The 16,035-nt window shown below is 63.7% G+C and carries 15 protein-coding genes; 12 read left to right on the forward strand and 3 right to left on the reverse strand.

Annotation, left to right across the window (positions count from 1 at the left end; translation table 11 throughout):
* The first annotated feature begins 10 nt into the window (after positions 1 to 10).
* The 7 genes from EO094_RS04340 (at position 11) to EO094_RS04370 (ending at position 6,949) form a co-directional block, all read left to right on the forward strand.
* The gene (locus EO094_RS04340; protein ID WP_128291050.1) at positions 11 to 1,414 is read left to right on the forward strand and encodes an ABC1 kinase family protein; all 1,404 of its coding nucleotides are present in this window, start codon (positions 11 to 13) and stop codon (positions 1,412 to 1,414) included.
* Between the two features lie 139 nt (positions 1,415 to 1,553).
* Positions 1,554 to 1,793 carry an Omp10 family outer membrane lipoprotein gene (locus EO094_RS04345; RefSeq protein WP_128291051.1) on the forward strand — a complete coding sequence of 80 codons (240 nt, stop codon included), beginning with the start codon at positions 1,554 to 1,556 and terminating at the stop codon, positions 1,791 to 1,793.
* A gap of 189 nt (positions 1,794 to 1,982) precedes the next feature.
* Positions 1,983 to 2,270, forward strand: a complete 288-nt coding sequence (locus EO094_RS04350) for an aa3-type cytochrome c oxidase subunit IV (RefSeq protein WP_092815669.1) — start codon at positions 1,983 to 1,985, stop codon at positions 2,268 to 2,270.
* 11 nt (positions 2,271 to 2,281) lie between these two features.
* A complete protein-coding gene (locus tag EO094_RS04355) occupies positions 2,282 to 3,433 on the forward strand; it encodes a Re/Si-specific NAD(P)(+) transhydrogenase subunit alpha (RefSeq protein ID WP_128291052.1) in 1,152 nt (383 codons plus the stop codon).
* A 10-nt stretch (positions 3,434 to 3,443) separates the two neighbouring features.
* On the forward strand, positions 3,444 to 3,884 hold the full coding sequence (locus EO094_RS04360) for an NAD(P) transhydrogenase subunit alpha part 2 (protein WP_092815675.1): 441 nt from the start codon (positions 3,444 to 3,446) through the stop codon (positions 3,882 to 3,884).
* A 60-nt stretch (positions 3,885 to 3,944) separates the two neighbouring features.
* Positions 3,945 to 5,342, forward strand: coding sequence for an NAD(P)(+) transhydrogenase (Re/Si-specific) subunit beta (locus EO094_RS04365; RefSeq protein WP_128291053.1), 1,398 nt, complete (start codon positions 3,945 to 3,947; stop codon positions 5,340 to 5,342).
* 281 nt (positions 5,343 to 5,623) lie between these two features.
* The gene (locus tag EO094_RS04370; protein ID WP_246008359.1) at positions 5,624 to 6,949 is read left to right on the forward strand and encodes a GGDEF domain-containing protein; all 1,326 of its coding nucleotides are present in this window, start codon (positions 5,624 to 5,626) and stop codon (positions 6,947 to 6,949) included.
* A 16-nt stretch (positions 6,950 to 6,965) separates the two neighbouring features.
* On the opposite strand, the gene EO094_RS04375 is transcribed toward EO094_RS04370, so the two are convergent.
* Positions 6,966 to 7,199, reverse strand: a complete 234-nt coding sequence (locus EO094_RS04375) for a hypothetical protein (RefSeq protein WP_128291055.1) — start codon at positions 7,197 to 7,199, stop codon at positions 6,966 to 6,968.
* Between the two features lie 33 nt (positions 7,200 to 7,232).
* Entirely contained in the window at positions 7,233 to 7,745 is a 513-nt protein-coding gene (locus tag EO094_RS04380) for a hypothetical protein (RefSeq protein ID WP_128291056.1), read from the reverse strand.
* 499 nt (positions 7,746 to 8,244) lie between these two features.
* Here EO094_RS04380 and EO094_RS04385 point away from each other — a divergent pair, with 499 nt between their 5' ends.
* Positions 8,245 to 9,102 (forward strand): outer membrane protein, encoded by an 858-nt coding sequence (locus tag EO094_RS04385; protein WP_128291057.1) that lies wholly within the window; start codon positions 8,245 to 8,247, stop codon positions 9,100 to 9,102.
* A gap of 123 nt (positions 9,103 to 9,225) precedes the next feature.
* Here the strand turns inward: EO094_RS04385 and EO094_RS04390 are convergent, their stop codons facing one another.
* Positions 9,226 to 9,618, reverse strand: coding sequence for a hypothetical protein (locus tag EO094_RS04390; protein WP_128291058.1), 393 nt, complete (start codon positions 9,616 to 9,618; stop codon positions 9,226 to 9,228).
* A gap of 231 nt (positions 9,619 to 9,849) precedes the next feature.
* Here EO094_RS04390 and EO094_RS04395 point away from each other — a divergent pair, with 231 nt between their 5' ends.
* The 4 genes from EO094_RS04395 (at position 9,850) to EO094_RS04410 (ending at position 16,018) form a co-directional block, all read left to right on the forward strand.
* Entirely contained in the window at positions 9,850 to 11,025 is a 1,176-nt protein-coding gene (locus EO094_RS04395; RefSeq protein WP_128291059.1) for a phosphoserine transaminase, read from the forward strand.
* Positions 11,026 to 11,141: 116 nt separating this feature from the next.
* The gene (serA, locus tag EO094_RS04400) at positions 11,142 to 12,731 is read left to right on the forward strand and encodes a phosphoglycerate dehydrogenase (protein WP_128291060.1); all 1,590 of its coding nucleotides are present in this window, start codon (positions 11,142 to 11,144) and stop codon (positions 12,729 to 12,731) included.
* Positions 12,732 to 12,971: 240 nt separating this feature from the next.
* Positions 12,972 to 14,267 carry an adenylosuccinate synthase gene (locus EO094_RS04405; RefSeq protein WP_092815699.1) on the forward strand — a complete coding sequence of 432 codons (1,296 nt, stop codon included), beginning with the start codon at positions 12,972 to 12,974 and terminating at the stop codon, positions 14,265 to 14,267.
* A 41-nt stretch (positions 14,268 to 14,308) separates the two neighbouring features.
* Positions 14,309 to 16,018 (forward strand): hypothetical protein, encoded by a 1,710-nt coding sequence (locus EO094_RS04410; protein ID WP_128291061.1) that lies wholly within the window; start codon positions 14,309 to 14,311, stop codon positions 16,016 to 16,018.
* Positions 16,019 to 16,035: the final 17 nt, after the last annotated feature.

The following is a 16,035-nucleotide window of genomic DNA, read 5'->3' on the forward strand; positions in this document are numbered from 1 at the left end:
GGTTACCTCTATGCCTGTTGATCCGCCTCGTGACGACGAACGCAACCGCTTTACCGGCCGCATGACGCGCTATGCGCGGGTCGGCGCGGGAATGGGCGGTATTGCGGCGCGTATGGTCGGTTCGCGCGCCTTGGGTCGCGAGATCGATCCGAGCCGTAACGCGCAGGAACTGGCGCAGGCGCTGGGCGGTCTCAAAGGCCCGATCATGAAGGTGGCCCAGCTGATGGCCACGATCCCGGACGTGCTGCCGCCGGAATATGCCGCCGAACTGACGCAGCTTCAGTCTGATGCGCCGCCGATGGGTTGGGCGTTCGTCAAGCGGCGCATGACGGCGGAGCTCGGGGCTGGCTGGCAAAGCCGCTTCCAGGAATTTGAGCATCAGCCGGCCGCCGCCGCCTCACTCGGCCAGGTGCATCGCGCCGTCGATCACGACGGGACGAAGCTCGCCTGCAAGCTGCAATATCCGGAGATGGCGAGCGCGGTCGAAGCCGATCTCGGCCAGCTGTCCGTGCTCTTCTCGTTGCACCGGCGCATGGATACGGCGATCGATACGCGTGAGATGGCCGAAGAGATCGCGGCACGTGTGCGCGAAGAACTCGATTACGAGCGCGAGGCCAAACACATGGCGCTCTACGATGCCGTCCTTGCGGACGAGCCGCGGGTGCGGGTGCCGAAACTGCGGCCGGAGCTTTCCACCCGCCGGCTTCTCACCATGACCTGGCTCGACGGCAAGAAGCTCCTCGACTACCGCGACCATTCGCTGGAGGAGCGCAATCATCTCGCCGCTTCGATGTTCAAGGCCTGGTGGCAGCCTTTCAGCCATCAGGCGATCATTCACGGCGATCCGCATCTCGGCAATTACACGGTCTTCGAGGAAGAGGGGAGCCCCGCCGGCATCAATCTCCTCGACTATGGCTGCGTGCGCATCTTCCCGCCGCATTTCGTGGAAGGTGTGATCGAGCTCTATCGCGGCCTGCAGACCGACGATCGCGACCGCATCGTCAGCGCTTACGAGACCTGGGGGTTCCGCGGGCTTTCCAACGAACTCATCGATATCCTCAATATCTGGGCGCGCTTCATCTATGGGCCGCTTCTCGACGACCGGACGCGGGCGATTGCCGACGGCATCTCGCCTGCGCAGTACGGACGGGGCGAGGCCTACCGCGTGCATATGGCTCTCAAGGAGAAGGGGCCGGTCACCGTGCCGCGCGAATTCGTCTTCATGGACCGTGCGGCGATCGGTCTCGGTGGGGTCTTCCTGCATCTGCGTGCGGAGATGAATTTCCATCGTCTCTTCAACGAGGAAATCGACGGATTTTCCGTCGACACGGTCACCCGCAACCAGGCGGCGGCGCTTCGAGCCGCGAATCTTGTCGTTGAATCTGCGGGATCAAATTCGCGGCAAGGGCATTAAAGCAGCAATGAACTGCTGGAGGCTCAATTTGCAAACCCGTTACGTTACCGCTGCCGTCCTTCTTTCCGCGGCCTTTCTGGCCGGCTGTCAAACGGGCATCGGGGGACGAGAGATTTCATCGCCTGTCGAGGGGCGCTGGATGTCCAGCGACCGGGTCTTCGTCTCGACCTTCTCGAACGGCTCCATGACCACCGAAGACGCCAAGACGGGCGCCCAGCTCGCCACCGGCAGCTACAATATGGCCGGTCCGCAGACCGTCGAGATCAGCTGGTACTCCATCGCCACCAAGCAGCAGCGCGCGGCCACCTGCACGCTTGCAGGCTCAAGCAGCATGACCTGTCGTCAGCCGGGCGCGTCCTTCACCTTGCACCGCGTCTGATTGCACCGCGTCTGAGACGCCCATCTTTCCGTCTTGTGACGGCGCCCACGGGGCGCCGTCTTCGTTTGTGCGTCGGCCTGTATTCGAAGCCCCTGCGGCATTTGGAGGTTTACCCGGCGTTGCCCTTGTCTAAGATGGCGTGGTAAGGCCGGCGATATATCCCGCCAATCTATGCAAGGGCAGTAGCGCATGGCTGAACAGGTGATGGCGTCGGCAGGTTCCGCAATGGATTACGAGCACCACGAGAAGACGTACGACAGGTTTCTGTCGCTCCTCATCTTGGGTATCATACATGTCGTCACGATCGTCCTGATCGTCGCTATTTTCGGCCTTGGGGGCGCCCTGTGGCTCGGCTCTATCGCGCTCGCGCTGACGCTCGCCACGCTGTTCTACGGCCTGTTCAGGCAGAGCAGATGGGGGCCCTCCGCGGTCGTCCTCGGGATTACTTTCGTCTTCTTCCTCTTCGCAGTGGCCTGAGCTAAATCATTATGCGCATTGCAGTTCTTAAGGAACCGCGGGACGACGAGCCGCGTGTCGCGGCAACTCCCGAATCGATCAAGAAATTCAAGACTCTCGGCGCCGATGTGGTCGTTGAGAGCGGCGCCGGGGCAGGCTCTTCGCTTGCCGACGAGGTCTTCGCCGAAGCGGGCGCGGACGTCGCCCAGACCCGGCAGGCGGCGCTTCAGGGCGCCGACATCGTCCTCACCGTTCGCCGTCCGGACGATTTTTCCGGCTTTCCGGAAGGCGCGGCCGTCGTCGCCCTCATGGATCCGTACGGCCATGAGGAGGCGTTGAAGAAGATGGCCGCGGCGAAGCTTTCCGGCTTTGCGCTCGAGCTCATCCCGCGCATCACCCGCGCCCAGTCGATGGACGTTCTCTCCTCGCAGGCGAACCTTGCGGGCTATCGTGCCGTCATCGAGGCTTCGGAAGCCTATGGGCGCGCCTTGCCGATGATGATGACGGCCGCCGGTACGGTTCCGGCCGCCCGCGTCTTCGTGATGGGGGCTGGCGTTGCCGGCCTGCAGGCGATCGCGACCGCCAAGCGCCTTGGCGCCGTCGTCACGGCGACGGATGTGCGCCCGGCGGCCAAGGAGCAGGTGGAGTCCCTCGGGGGCAAGTTCGTCGCGGTCGAGGACGAAGAGTTCAAGGCGGCGGAGACGGCCGGCGGCTACGCCAAGGAAATGTCGGCGGAATACCGCGCCAAGCAGGCGGAGCTGGTGCGCGAGCACATCGCCAAGCAGGACATCGTCATCACCACGGCGCTCATTCCCGGCCGTCCGGCCCCGAAGCTCGTCGACGCCGAGATGGTGAAGTCGATGAAGGACGGTTCCGTCATCGTCGATCTCGCCGTGGAACGCGGCGGCAATGTCGAGGGCGTGGAAGCCGACAAGCAGGTCGTGAAGGACAACGTCACGCTCATCGGCATCGTCAATATGGCGGGGCAGATCGCAGCGTCCGCTTCGGCGCTTCTCGCCCGCAACATCTATGCCTTCGTCGAGCCGATGGTCGACAAGGAGACGAAGGCCCTTTCCATCAACCGTGAAGACCAGATCGTGGCGGCGACGCTGCTCACCCATGGCGGGGCCGTCGTGCACCCGCAGTTTGGTGGCGAGCCGGTGAACGCGCCGAACGAGAAATAGGGGATAGCCGATGGCTGAAGAAACAGTAAGGCAGGCTGTCGAACAGGCGCAGTCGGCCGCAGAGGCGGCGCGGGAAGCCGCCTCGCAGGCGCTCAATGCGCTGGGAGACGGGGAGGCCGTGGGTCAGCTCGCGCATGCTGCGAGCGGTGGCATGATCGACCCGTTCGTCTTCCGCTTCTCGATTTTCGTGCTGGCGATCTTCGTCGGCTATTACGTCGTCTGGTCCGTGACGCCGGCGCTGCATACGCCGCTCATGTCCGTGACCAATGCGATCTCGTCGGTCATCGTCGTCGGCGCGCTTCTCGCGGTCGGCGTCGACCTCGTCGCGGACGGTTCCAGCACAGCGCGCTGGTTCGGTTTCTTTGCGGTGATGCTGGCGAGCGTCAACATTTTCGGCGGCTTTCTCGTCACGCAGCGCATGCTGTCCATGTACAAGCGGAAAGAGCGGTAAAATGAGCCAGTTTTCCAAGGCTCGGGCGGCAGGCGCCGCCGCTGAGGGAGTGCGCGCCTGATGTCTGCCAGCGTCACAGCCTTTCTTTATCTGATTGCGGGTGTCCTTTTCATTCTGGCACTGCGCGGTCTTTCACACCCGGAAACCAGCCGCCAGGGCAACCAGTTCGGCATGGCCGGCATGGTCATTGCCGTGCTCACGACGCTGATCGGGCATCCCCCGGCCAGCTTCGGATCCTGGGGTCTCATCATCCTGGCGATCGCCATCGGCGGTGGCGCCGGCGCGGTGATCGCCAAGCGCATCGCCATGACGGCGATGCCGCAGCTTGTGGCCGCGTTCCATTCGCTCGTCGGCCTCGCCGCCGTTCTGGTGGCCGCAGCCGCGCTTTATGCGCCGCAGGCCTTCGGCATCGGCGATCCCGGATCGATCCACGGAGCAAGCCTCATCGAGATGTCGCTCGGCGTGGCGATCGGCGCGATCACCTTCACCGGCTCGATCATCGCGTTTCTGAAGCTCGACGGGCGCATGAGCGGCAAGCCGATCATGCTGCCGATGCGCCATCAGGTGAATATCGGCCTCGGCGTCTTCCTGCTTCTCTGCATCATCATCTTTGCGGCCAGCGAGAGCCACACGGCTTTCTGGCTGATCACCATCGTCAGCCTGGCGCTGGGTGTTCTGATCATCGTCCCGATCGGCGGGGCGGACATGCCCGTCGTCGTGTCGATGCTGAACTCCTATTCGGGGTGGGCGGCCGCCGGCATCGGCTTCACGCTCGGCAACACCGCGCTCATCATCACGGGTGCGCTCGTCGGCTCGTCGGGTGCGATCCTGTCCTACATCATGTGTAAGGGCATGAATCGCTCCTTCATCTCCGTCATCCTCGGCGGCTTCGGCGGCGAGACCACGGCTGCGAGCGGCGGTGCGGACGATCGTCCGGTCAAGCAGGGCTCGGCGGAAGATGCGGCCTTCCTGATGAAGAACGCCTCCAAGGTCATCATCGTGCCGGGTTACGGCATGGCGGTGGCACAGGCGCAGCACGCGCTTCACGAAATGGCAGCGGCTTTGAAGAAGGAGGGCGTGGAAGTGAAATACGCCATCCATCCGGTCGCTGGTCGTATGCCGGGGCATATGAACGTGCTGCTGGCTGAAGCGAACGTGCCCTATGACGAGGTCTTCGAGCTCGAAGATATCAACTCCGAGTTCAGCCAGGCCGATGTCGCCTATGTCATCGGCGCCAACGACGTCACCAACCCGGCCGCGCGCGACGATCCGCAATCGCCGATCTACGGCATGCCGATCCTCGACGTCGACAAGGCGGGCACGGTGCTCTTCGTGAAACGCTCCATGTCGTCGGGCTATGCCGGCATTCAGAACGAGCTCTTCTTCCTCGACAAGACGATGATGCTGTTCGGCGATGCTAAGAAAATGACGGAAGCGATCGTCAAGTCGCTCGGCTAGGGTCCGAGAGATTTTCCGTTTTCCAACGGCCGCAGCGCATGCTGCGGCCGTTTTTTATTGTCTGACGAAGTTGACGGTCGGCGGCTGAAGGCGGCGGCTCTGTGGAGAGATTGCTCGCCTTTTAATCAAGTTTTTCACTTGGTTTGATCCCGCACATCGGATTTATGGGCTCCATAAAGTCGAAGAGACGCCGTTCCCCCTTCCTGGAAATCGCGCCGCATGAGTGAAGCGGTCGGCACCAGGGGAGGGCGGCACCATTGAGGGATCGCCTCATGGATGTGATGAACGTTCTTTTGCTGTTTTTGGAGCTGACCGTCTATTTCGCGGTCATGGCCGGTCTCTTCAGGCTTCGTCATCGGCTGGGGATCGGCATCTTCTTCTGCGCCCTCGGCGCCATGCATTTTTTGGAAACCTATCTGGCGGCGATCCTCTACGTGCCTTTCGCGGAGGGGACTGCAATTTCACCGGGCTCGACCGTTCTCTTCGCCGGCAAGCTTGTGCTCCTACTCCTCGTCTATATCCGCGAAGACGCTTCCACCGTTCGCCAGCCGATCTACGGGCTCCTCATCGGCAATTTCCTGACCGTCGCTCTCGTTTTCCTGGCGCGCCATCACATCGTCGCGCCGGCGACGGGGCAATTGCCGGATTTCAGCTTCATGAACGACATGGGCTGGCTGATGGTGTGGGGAACGGTGCTTCTGTTCGTCGACAGCATCCTCATCATCCTGCTTTACGAGCGGCTCGGCCGGATCATGCGGCAGAGCATTGGCCTGCGCATCGCGCTCTGCGCCATGGTGGTCCTCACCTTCGATCAGATCGGCTTCTATTCGGCGCTCTGGGCGCTTCTCGATGCGCCGATCGACGTTCTGGTCGGCGGCTGGCTCGCCAAGATGGTGACGGCCTGCATCTATGGGGTGCTTGCCTGGTTTTATCTGCGCTATCTCGAGCGCCCGCCGCTGGTGGCGCCGCGGCAGAAGCGGATCTCCGACATTTTCGACATCCTCACATATCGGGAAAGATACGAGGATCTTCTGAAGCGGGTGGGACGGGACGAGCTGACCGGCGTTTTCGACCGCAGCCGGCTTCCGGGCGAAGGCAAGGATGCGCTCAACTGCACCCCCGAGGCGGGGCGGCCGTTCAGCGTGCTCGTTGTGGACATCGACGAGTTCAAGGCGATCAACGACGATTTCGGCCATGCGTGCGGTGATCTCGTTCTCAAAGAGATGGCCGCGACGATGCAGGGCGTCCTGCGAAAGGAAGATGTGCTGGTGCGCTACGGGGGCGACGAGTTCGTCATCTGCTGCAACGACCTCGACCGCTGGGAGGCGACATCGCTTGGCGATCGGCTGATGCGCCGGGTTGCCGCGCTGCAATTGCCGCCGCTGGGCCGGCCGGTGACCGTCAGCATCGGCCATGCGACATCGCCCGATGAAGGGCGCACATTCGAGGAATTGTTCGCGGCCGCCGACCGGTCGCTTTACCGGGCGAAGCGGCGGCGGCACGGGGAAAGCTCAAAGCTGCGGGCGGAAGGAGACCTTGCACGAGATCCGGGCGTGCAGCCTGACAGCGCTCAAGATCCCGAAGGCCTCGGGACCGAGCTCGTCTGAGCCCTCGAATCTGCTGTCACCTGTGACTGGTGCGCTTGTGACTGGTGCGCTTGTGACCGGGGCTCTCTTGCTGGCAGATGGCTGCGCTTTCAGACTCGCTCGATGCGCGGCACGTCGGCGCCTCGTCGCTTTTCATCCATGCATCGACGCTGACCACGGCCGGCAGCCGAAGATGGTGGAAACTCGCGTGGGCATAGCCCGCGACCGAGGCCAGCGTCAGCGCAGTGGCGACCAGAATGCGAAACAACATTTGGAGCTCTGTCCGCTCGCCTTGTCGAAAGGCTCAATGATAGGTGCGGGCGATCTGTGGCTCAGATTCCGGTGGCTCAATCAGGCCCCGAACCACCTCGCACGGCACCGACATCAGCCGCTGGCCGTGTGAGTCGAGCGCCGATGCGAAGCCGAGCGCTGCCTCAAGCGGTTCGCGATGATCGGCAAAGCCGCAAAAACGCTCCAGACAATAATCGAGGCAGGAGCCGTCTCGATGCTGACAGGCGGCGATCATCGCTACGGCGAGACATTCGTCGCGGCAGATATGGGGGCAGCCTGAGCTGAAGCACTGGATCGGGTCCGTGCGCCAGAGGAAGACGGAGCGCACCCAATGGGCAAGCTGGGTGACGGAATGGCGTGCCGGGCCGTGACCGAATTTTTCGGAGAAGAGATTCCAAGCCTCGCTCCAATGCTCGATGTCGCCCGTCTGATAGCCGGCGACCCACAGCCTGAAGCCGTTGACCACGAGGGCTTCCGGAGGGCGCTTGAGATAGCCGCAGGCCCCGGCGAAAGGACATTCGTGCATGGGCTATTCCTGTTCGCGGAGAGAGAGGTGTGTCGCTTGGAGACGCGCCCGAAGACGCGGCGCACGGGACGGTTCTGGGCCATCGGCCAAACCGGCTGCGTGAAGGAGGGGCGGATGCGCCTGATCCGCTGCGGTCGCGCAGAAAAATCTCATTTATTTCCTCCAATCGAAAGGGTTCAAGGCCCTGACATCAAAGGACGTTGCGACGGGTGTCGCGACCTTGCGAACGAACCAGAAGGCCCGAGCAAAATCAAACACTATGTTCTGGATCTATTCTAAAGAGAGCGGCGCTCCCTCGGAGTTCGGTTCGCGCGGCCAGAGCGTGGTGAAGGGCTCCGACACGTTGCTGAACCCGCGATTGCGGGTAGGCTTTCGTTAAGGTTTAGAGGCGTGGTTAATCTTCATAGTTAAGTGCTTCTTAAGTGATTGCGGCTAAACCTTGTCAACATCAGTGGGTGATTTCGGGCTGCCGGACGCGCCGCAAAAGACGAGGACCACTATGTTGAAACGCGCCACTCTTGCGCTTGCTGCCAGCGTGACGGCCTTGACCACGGCACCGGCAGTTTTTGCTGCTGATCTTCCGCTTCCGCCGATCGTCGAGCCAGAGCCGCTGCCGCCGGCCGCGCCTTCCTTCAGCGGCTGGTATTTGCGCGGTGACATCGGCATCACCAATCAGCGGGTCGACAAGATCACGAGCAGCCTCATCGATCAGGCGATCGCGAACGGCGACACCGTCAGCTTCGTCAATGATCCGGAATTCGACAGCGGCGGCTTCGCCGGCGTCGGTATCGGCTATCAGATCAATCCCTGGGCACGTGTGGACCTGACCGGCGAATATCGCGGCAAGACGAGCTTTTCCGCCTTCGACACCTATGTCGGCGCAGATCCGGCGTTCGTCGGCTCGAACGAATACGAGGCCATGAAGTCGGAATGGCTGTTCCTGGCTAACGCCTATGTCGATCTCGGCAGCTGGCACGGCTTCTCGCCCTATGTCGGCGCGGGTGTCGGCGCCTCGCGCAACACGATCAGCGGCATGCGGGACATCAACACGCCGAACGGCTACACGTCCTATGGTGGCGATCACAGCGAGTGGAATCTCGCCTGGGCGCTGCATGCCGGTGTCGCCTATCAGGTCACACCCAATCTCGCGCTCGATCTCGGCTATCGCTACGTCAATCTCGGTGACGCGGAATCGGCCGACATGGTCGGCTACGACGGCAACAACGACAACGTGAACCCGATCAAGTTCAAGGACATCGATTCCCACGATGTGAAGCTCGGCGTGCGCTACACCTTCGGGGGGCCGGCCGCCGAACCTGACCCGTATTACGGCGAGCCTGCCGTCGTTAAGTACTGAAGCTCCAGTCCTGAGCCTCTCTCTGGCTCTGCTCCAGGAACGGGTCGGCTTTGCCGGCCCGTTTCGCGTTTTGCTGCCTTTTTCTCATGCCGCGCGGCAGAGGCCCTGACGCGCAGGCTTCGTTCAGCCCGGAGAGGGCGGCAGACGGCTCGGAGAGAAGAACGCGGCCAGGCGCCATGCAGCGAGCGTCGACAGGCCGGCGACGGCTGAACAGGCGCGCACGACCGACCATGTCTCGATCGCGTGAAGCGGCACCTGCAGTGCGACGAGCGGCGAAATCGCAAAGAAGACGATGGCCGGGGCGAGAAGCCCGAAGAGGCCGAAGGCGAGCGCCAGTTTTGCAAGCAGGCTCGCCAGAAGAACCAGAAAAAACACGATCAGGACGATTGCGGCGAGCCGCTCTGCGAGGGGCGGCGTGCGCCATTTCCAGCTGACGGGATCATGCAGTTCCGCCACCGCGGCGCCGCACGCCAATGTGGCGGCCGAATAAAGCAGGAGCGTCACAGCGCCCGACATCACATCTTCCCCAACCCGCGTCTCTGCCACCCCCGAAAGGATCGGATCGACGCTTCCCCGACGACACTCTTCTGAAAACGCATTCTCTATATTGAGGCAAGCGCGCAACAGACATGGCTGCTCTCCGGCGGCCCACAATAAGTCAGTTGCGTTGTCACCCCCATTTCTGTAAAGGCGGCGGCGGGACACTCCGCCCCAACGCGGAGCGCCTATCTGAAAGGGTAGACTGACATGACGATGATTTCGCAGCCGGCAGAGCGCCCGGCCAATCCCCGCTTTTCTTCTGGACCGACTGCCAAGCGCCCCGGTTGGACGCTTGATGCACTTTCCGACGCCTTCCTCGGCCGTTCGCACCGCTCCAAGGGCGGCAAGGCCAAGTTGAAGCAGGCGATCGAAGAAACCCGCGACATTCTCGGCGTTCCCGCCGACTACAAAATCGGCATCGTGCCCGCCTCCGATACCGGCGCCGTGGAAATGGCGCTGTGGTCGATGCTCGGCGCCCGTGGCGTCGACGTTCTTGCCTGGGAGAGCTTCGGCTCCGGCTGGGTGACGGACGTCGTCAAACAGCTGAAACTCGAAGATACGCGCACGCTCAAGGCCGAGTATGGCGCGCTCGTCGACCTCGGAGAGGTCGATTTCAAGCGCGATGTGGTCTTCACCTGGAACGGCACGACCTCTGGCGTGCGCGTGCCCGATGGCGAATGGATCCCGGCCGACCGTGAGGGGCTGACGATCTGCGATGCCACCTCCGCCGCCTTTGCGCAGAAGCTGCCGTTCGACAAGCTCGATGTGGTCACCTTCTCCTGGCAGAAGGTCCTGGGCGGCGAGGCGCAGCACGGCATGCTGATCCTGTCGCCGCGCGCGGTGGAACGGCTTGAGAGCTATACGCCCGCCTGGCCGATGCCGAAGATCTTCCGCATGGTGAAGGGCGGCAAACTCAACGCCGAGATCTTCGAAGGCGCGACGATCAACACGCCCTCGATGCTCGCCGTGGAAGATTATCTCGACGGGCTCGCCTGGGCCCGGTCCGTCGGCGGCCTCAACGGCCTCGTCGGCCGCGCCGATGCGAATTTCGCCGTCATTTCCGACTGGGTGGCGAAGACCCCCTGGGTCGATTTCCTGGCGCATGAACCGGCGATCCGCTCCAACACCTCCGTCTGCCTTGTCATCGTCGACGATGAGGTGAAGGCGCTTTCCGAGGCCGAGCAGGCCGCCTTTGCCAAGGCGCTGACTTCCCGTCTCGACAAGGAAGGCGTCGCTTTCGACATCGGCGCCTATCGCGATGCGCCGGCCGGTCTCCGCATCTGGTGCGGCGGAACGGTCGAAAAGGCCGATCTGGAAAAGCTGACGCCCTGGCTCGACTGGGCCTTCGCCACGGAAAAGAGCGCGCTCAAGAAAGCCGCCTGACCTTTTCTTCGCCTGCGGGACAAGCGCCCGCGGGCGCTTCCCCGATCTTTCACGAATTGACCGGCCTCCGGCGTGTCGAAACGACCACCGCAGCAGGCCCGACGAGGATTTTCGCCATGAGCAAACCCCGCGTACTCATTTCCGACGCCCTTTCCGAAACCGCTGTCGCCATCTTTCGCGACCGCGGAGTGGACGTCGATTTTCAGCCTGCCCTCGGCAAGGACAAGGATGCGCTGATCGCCGCCATCGGTGAGTATGACGGTCTCGCCATCCGCTCCGCCACCAAGGTGACCGACAAGGTGATCGCCGCTGCCAACAAGCTGCGGGTCATCGGACGGGCCGGCATCGGCGTCGACAATGTCGATATCCCGGCGGCGACGGCCAAGGGCATCATCGTGATGAACACGCCCTTCGGCAATTCCATCACCACGGCCGAGCATGCGATCGCCATGATGTTCGCCTGCGCCCGCCAGATCCCGAAGGCCGATGCTTCGACCCAGGCCGGCAAATGGGAAAAGTCGAAGTTCATGGGTGTCGAGATCACCGGCAAGACGCTCGGCATCATCGGTTGCGGCAATATCGGTTCCGTCGTGGCGCGCCGGGCGCTCGGGCTTTCCATGCGCGTGGTCGCCTATGACCCGTTCCTGTCGGAAGACCGGGCGGCCGATCTCGGTGTCGAAAAGGTCGAGCTCGACGAGCTGTTCCGGCGTGCCGATTTCATCACGTTGCACACGCCGCTGACCGACCGGACGCGCAACGTCATCAATGCCGATGCGATCGCCAAGATGCGCGACGGCGTGCGCATCATCAATTGCGCGCGCGGCGGGCTGATCGACGAGCAGGCGCTGCGCGATGCGCTCGACGGCGGCAAGGTGGCGGCTGCGGGCGTCGACGTCTTCGCCCAGGAGCCGGCGAAGGAAAACGTGCTCTTCGGTGCGCCGAATGTCGTCTGCACGCCGCATCTTGGAGCTTCCACGATGGAAGCGCAGGAGAATGTGGCCCTGCAGGTCGCCGAGCAGATGGCCGATTACCTGACGACCGGTGCGGTGACGAACGCCCTCAACATGCCGTCGATTTCGGCCGAAGAGGCGCCGCGGCTCACGCCCTTCGTCAAGCTTGCCGAACAGCTCGGCTCGTTTGCCGGTCAGCTGACGGAGACGGGCGTGCGCCGGGTCCGCATCGAATATGAGGGCACGGTTGCGGAGATGAACACCAAGGCGCTGACCTCTGCGGCGCTGACGGGCTTCCTGCAGCCGCTGCTGCAGTCCGTCAACATGGTCTCCGCGCCGGCCGCCGCCAAGGAGCGCGGCATTCAGGTGGAAGAGACGCGCCGCGAACAGCACGGTGCCTACGAAACCTATATCCGCCTCACCGTCGTGACCGACAAGCAGGAACGCTCCGTCGCCGGGACGGTCTTCGCCGACGGCAAGCCCCGCATCATCCAGATCAAGGGCATCAATATGGAGGCGGAGCTGTCGGAGCTGATGCTCTACATCACCAACAACGACAGGCCGGGCTTCATCGGCCGAATCGGCACGCTCCTCGGTGAGAACGGCATCAACATCGCCCGCATGCAGTTCGGCCGCGACTTCGAGGGCGGCAACGCGATCGCCCTCGTTTCGGTCGACCACAAGATCTCGCCGGAGCTGATGGAGGCGATCAACCGGATCGAGAACGTGCAGCAGGTGAAGCCGCTCGTCTTCTGACGCGCTTCGATGCCCGATCGGCGGCCGGCCTGACCGGCCGCCATCATGCGAGAGCCGGCGCCGCTATGCGGGGTCCGGCTCTTTTGCTGCCCGCAGGCCCCGGCACGGGCGGCGCTCACCGCCATGCCCTGCACCTCAGACAGGGCCGCCATCCGCTGCAACGCTTGACGGAAGGGGCCAAAGCAGGGCACTCGCGGTAGGAATTCCTGAAAGACGCTGGACGCAGAAAGGCCTCGTGTCATGGCCAATGTGGTGGTTGTCGGCTCGCAATGGGGCGACGAAGGTAAGGGCAAGATCGTCGACTGGCTGTCGGAGCGCGCCGATGTGGTGGTGCGTTTTCAAGGCGGCCACAATGCCGGTCATACGCTCGTCATCGATGGCGTGTCGTTCAAGCTGAGCTTGCTGCCCTCCGGAGTGGTGCGACCGGGCAAGCTTGCCGTCATCGGCAACGGCGTTGTGCTCGACCCGCACGCCTTGATTGCGGAGATCGACCGCCTCGCCGAGCAGGGTGTGACCGTGACGCCCGAGACGCTCCGCATCGCCGATAATGCCGCCCTCATCCTGTCGCTGCACCGTCGTCTCGACGGGCTCAGGGAGAATGCCGCCGCGCCCGAGGCGAAGATCGGCACGACCCAGCGCGGCATCGGGCCGGCCTATGAGGACAAGGTCGGCAGGCGCTCGATCCGGGTCATGGACCTTACCGAACCCGAGACGCTGCCGGCCAAAATCGATCGGCTTCTCGTCCACCACAACGCGCTTCTGAAAGGCCTCGGCGAGCCGGAAGTCTCGCGCGAGGACATTCTTGCCGAGCTCGAGGAAGTGCGCGAACGGGTCATCCCGTTCTGCGATACCGTGTGGGCATTGCTCGATGCGCGGCGCAAGGCGGGCGATCGCATTCTCTTCGAGGGGGCGCAGGGCGCGCTCCTCGACATTGATCACGGCACCTACCCCTATGTCACCTCCTCGAACACGGTGGCGGGACAGGCCTCGGCCGGGTCGGGGATCGGGCCTTCGGCGCTCGATTACGTGCTCGGAATCACCAAGGCCTACACGACCCGGGTCGGGGAGGGGCCGTTCCCGACCGAAGACAAAGGCGAGATCGGCAATTTCCTCGGCGAGCGCGGCCGCGAATTCGGCACCGTCACGGGCCGCAAGCGGCGTTGCGGCTGGTTCGATGCGGCGCTCGTGCGCCAGACGGTCAAGGTCTCCGGCATCGACGGCATCGCCTTGACGAAGCTCGACGTGCTCGACGGCCTGAACGAGATCAAAGTCTGCGTGGGCTACGAGGTGGATGGCCGCCGCGTGTCCTGGCTGCCGGCGGGCGCTGCGGCCCAGGCGCGGTTAAAGCCGATCTACGAAAGCCTCGAAGGCTGGCAGGAATCGACAGCCGGCGCACGAAGCTGGGTCGATCTTCCCGCTCAGGCGGTGAAATACGTCCGGCGCATCGAAGAACTCATCGAAGCTCCGGTCGCTCTTCTGTCGACGAGTCCGGAACGAGCCGATACGATCCTTGTCCGTGATCCATTTCAGGACTAAGCCTTGCCGTTAATCCACGGTTACACAGTTCTTCAAGCGTTATGCCCGATTACGTAGCGATCCTTAAACGCTCCATCGCCAGTCTTCCCGATGACGGGCCGGACATGCGCCAGGCGGTCTATGACCGCGCCCGCTCTGCGTTGGCGCGCCAGCTCACCGCCGTGGAGCCTCCGCTGCCCCCCGAAGATATCGAAGGGCATCATGCGGCGCTCGAAGATGCGATTGCCGTCGTGGAGGAAGATTTCGCGGCCGAGAGTGCCGGTGTCCAGGAGCCCGACGAGGAGCCGGCACCACCGCCGCCTCCACCCCCTCCGCCACCACCTCCTCCTCCGCCGCCACCTCCGCCCCCGCCTCCTGCAAAAGAGGCGCCTCGGGCGGAGCCGCCGCACGCCCGGGCCGTGCCGCAATATGGGGAGCGCGACCTTCGTGGAAGCGGCTCTGTTGGGGGCGGTGCTGCTGGCGGCGATTTCGCGGGAAGCCGGGAGCCGAAGCGGCCGGATGCTGCGGCCGGGGCCGGCCCCGCCGGCGCGCCCGTGCCGAATGTGACGTCCGAGGGCAAAGACGATTACCCCCACGACGCCCGGATCGATGGCGCCGGTGTCGAGGACGAAACGCCTTCTGCCCGCAAGTCGCGTTGGAAGAAGGAAAAGAAGCCCAAGGCCAAGGGCGAAGCCAGAGACGAGGTTAGGGACGAGGCCGTTGCGGCGCCGCGCCATGACGATGGTTCAGAGAAGGTGCGGACATCGCGGGCGCCGGCGCTGATCGCGACCGTTCTGGTTCTGTTGATCGCGCTCGGCATCGGAGCGGTCGTCTATTCGCAATGGGATACGATCGTCACCGCGTATGACGATATCTCCGGCCAGGTTTCCTCCGACGAGACGGCACAGGGAACGGCTCCGGGGAACGCCGAGGACAACACGTCCTCGTCGCCTTTGACGGGCCTCATTGAGAGCCAGGGCGAACGCGTGGAAGGCAAGGACGAGGATCGTCTCCTCACCGGGCCGGAAGCCGAGACGCCCGATGCCGGACCTTCCACGAGCCAGGAAGAGCCGATGGATGCGCCTCTCGACGGTGCGCCCAGCGACGAAGGTCTGCCGGACGACACAGGCGAATCAGATGGCGCGGGCCTGCCGGCAGACGAGACGCCGCCGGGAACGCCGGACGAGCTCTCCGAGACGGCGCCCTCCAGCGGGAATGCCGCGGGACAGGCCGCGAGCGGTTCGCTCGTCGGGCAAAGGGCGATCTTCTACGAGCAGGGCGAAGACGGTGCCGCCGGCAAGGCGGTGAACGGCGCCGTGTCGTGGTCGACGGTCAAGCGCGACGACGGAGGCTCTGCCATCCAGGCGAAGATCGACGTGCCGGAGCGTGAGGCCGAGGTCACGATCACCATTTCCAAGAACAACGACGTTGCCCTGCCGGCGAGCCATCTCATCGAGATCGCCTTCTCCGGGACGCTCGACGACACCGCGGTCGTGCAGCGTGTTCCGGCCTTGGTGATGAAGCCGAACGAGCAGGCGCGTGGACAGCCGCTCGCAGGCGCTGCCGTCGACGTGACCGGTGACCTCTACTGGATCGCGCTTTCTGATACGCCCGATCAGGTGGAGCGGAATCTGGAGCTTCTTCGCAGCGGTTCCTGGTTCGACCTGCCGATCCTGTTTGAGGGCGGAAAGCGGGCCCTGATCACCTTCGAGAAGGGTATTCCGGGCGACAAGGTGTTTGAGAATGTGATGCAGAGCTGGGGCGATTCCTGATCGCCCCAGCCTGACTG

The sequence above is a fragment of the Afifella aestuarii genome, from assembly GCF_004023665.1.
Taxonomy (GTDB): domain Bacteria; phylum Pseudomonadota; class Alphaproteobacteria; order Rhizobiales; family Afifellaceae; genus Afifella; species Afifella aestuarii.

Bases quoted from the DNA above. Each gene is read 5' to 3' on its own strand.
- EO094_RS04340 (WP_128291050.1), top strand. From the start codon at position 11: ATGCCTGTTGATCCGCCTCGTGACGACGAACGCAACCGCTTTACCGGC.
- EO094_RS04345 (WP_128291051.1), top strand. From the start codon at position 1,554: ATGTCCAGCGACCGGGTCTTCGTCTCGACCTTCTCGAACGGCTCCATG.
- EO094_RS04350 (WP_092815669.1), top strand. From the start codon at position 1,983: ATGGCTGAACAGGTGATGGCGTCGGCAGGTTCCGCAATGGATTACGAG.
- EO094_RS04355 (WP_128291052.1), top strand. From the start codon at position 2,282: ATGCGCATTGCAGTTCTTAAGGAACCGCGGGACGACGAGCCGCGTGTC.
- EO094_RS04360 (WP_092815675.1), top strand. From the start codon at position 3,444: ATGGCTGAAGAAACAGTAAGGCAGGCTGTCGAACAGGCGCAGTCGGCC.
- EO094_RS04365 (WP_128291053.1), top strand. From the start codon at position 3,945: ATGTCTGCCAGCGTCACAGCCTTTCTTTATCTGATTGCGGGTGTCCTT.
- EO094_RS04370 (WP_246008359.1), top strand. From the start codon at position 5,624: ATGAACGTTCTTTTGCTGTTTTTGGAGCTGACCGTCTATTTCGCGGTC.
- EO094_RS04375 (WP_128291055.1), bottom strand. From the start codon at position 7,199: ATGTTGTTTCGCATTCTGGTCGCCACTGCGCTGACGCTGGCCTCGGTC.
- EO094_RS04380 (WP_128291056.1), bottom strand. From the start codon at position 7,745: ATGCACGAATGTCCTTTCGCCGGGGCCTGCGGCTATCTCAAGCGCCCT.
- EO094_RS04385 (WP_128291057.1), top strand. From the start codon at position 8,245: ATGTTGAAACGCGCCACTCTTGCGCTTGCTGCCAGCGTGACGGCCTTG.
- EO094_RS04390 (WP_128291058.1), bottom strand. From the start codon at position 9,618: ATGTCGGGCGCTGTGACGCTCCTGCTTTATTCGGCCGCCACATTGGCG.
- EO094_RS04395 (WP_128291059.1), top strand. From the start codon at position 9,850: ATGACGATGATTTCGCAGCCGGCAGAGCGCCCGGCCAATCCCCGCTTT.
- serA (WP_128291060.1), top strand. From the start codon at position 11,142: ATGAGCAAACCCCGCGTACTCATTTCCGACGCCCTTTCCGAAACCGCT.
- EO094_RS04405 (WP_092815699.1), top strand. From the start codon at position 12,972: ATGGCCAATGTGGTGGTTGTCGGCTCGCAATGGGGCGACGAAGGTAAG.
- EO094_RS04410 (WP_128291061.1), top strand. From the start codon at position 14,309: ATGCCCGATTACGTAGCGATCCTTAAACGCTCCATCGCCAGTCTTCCC.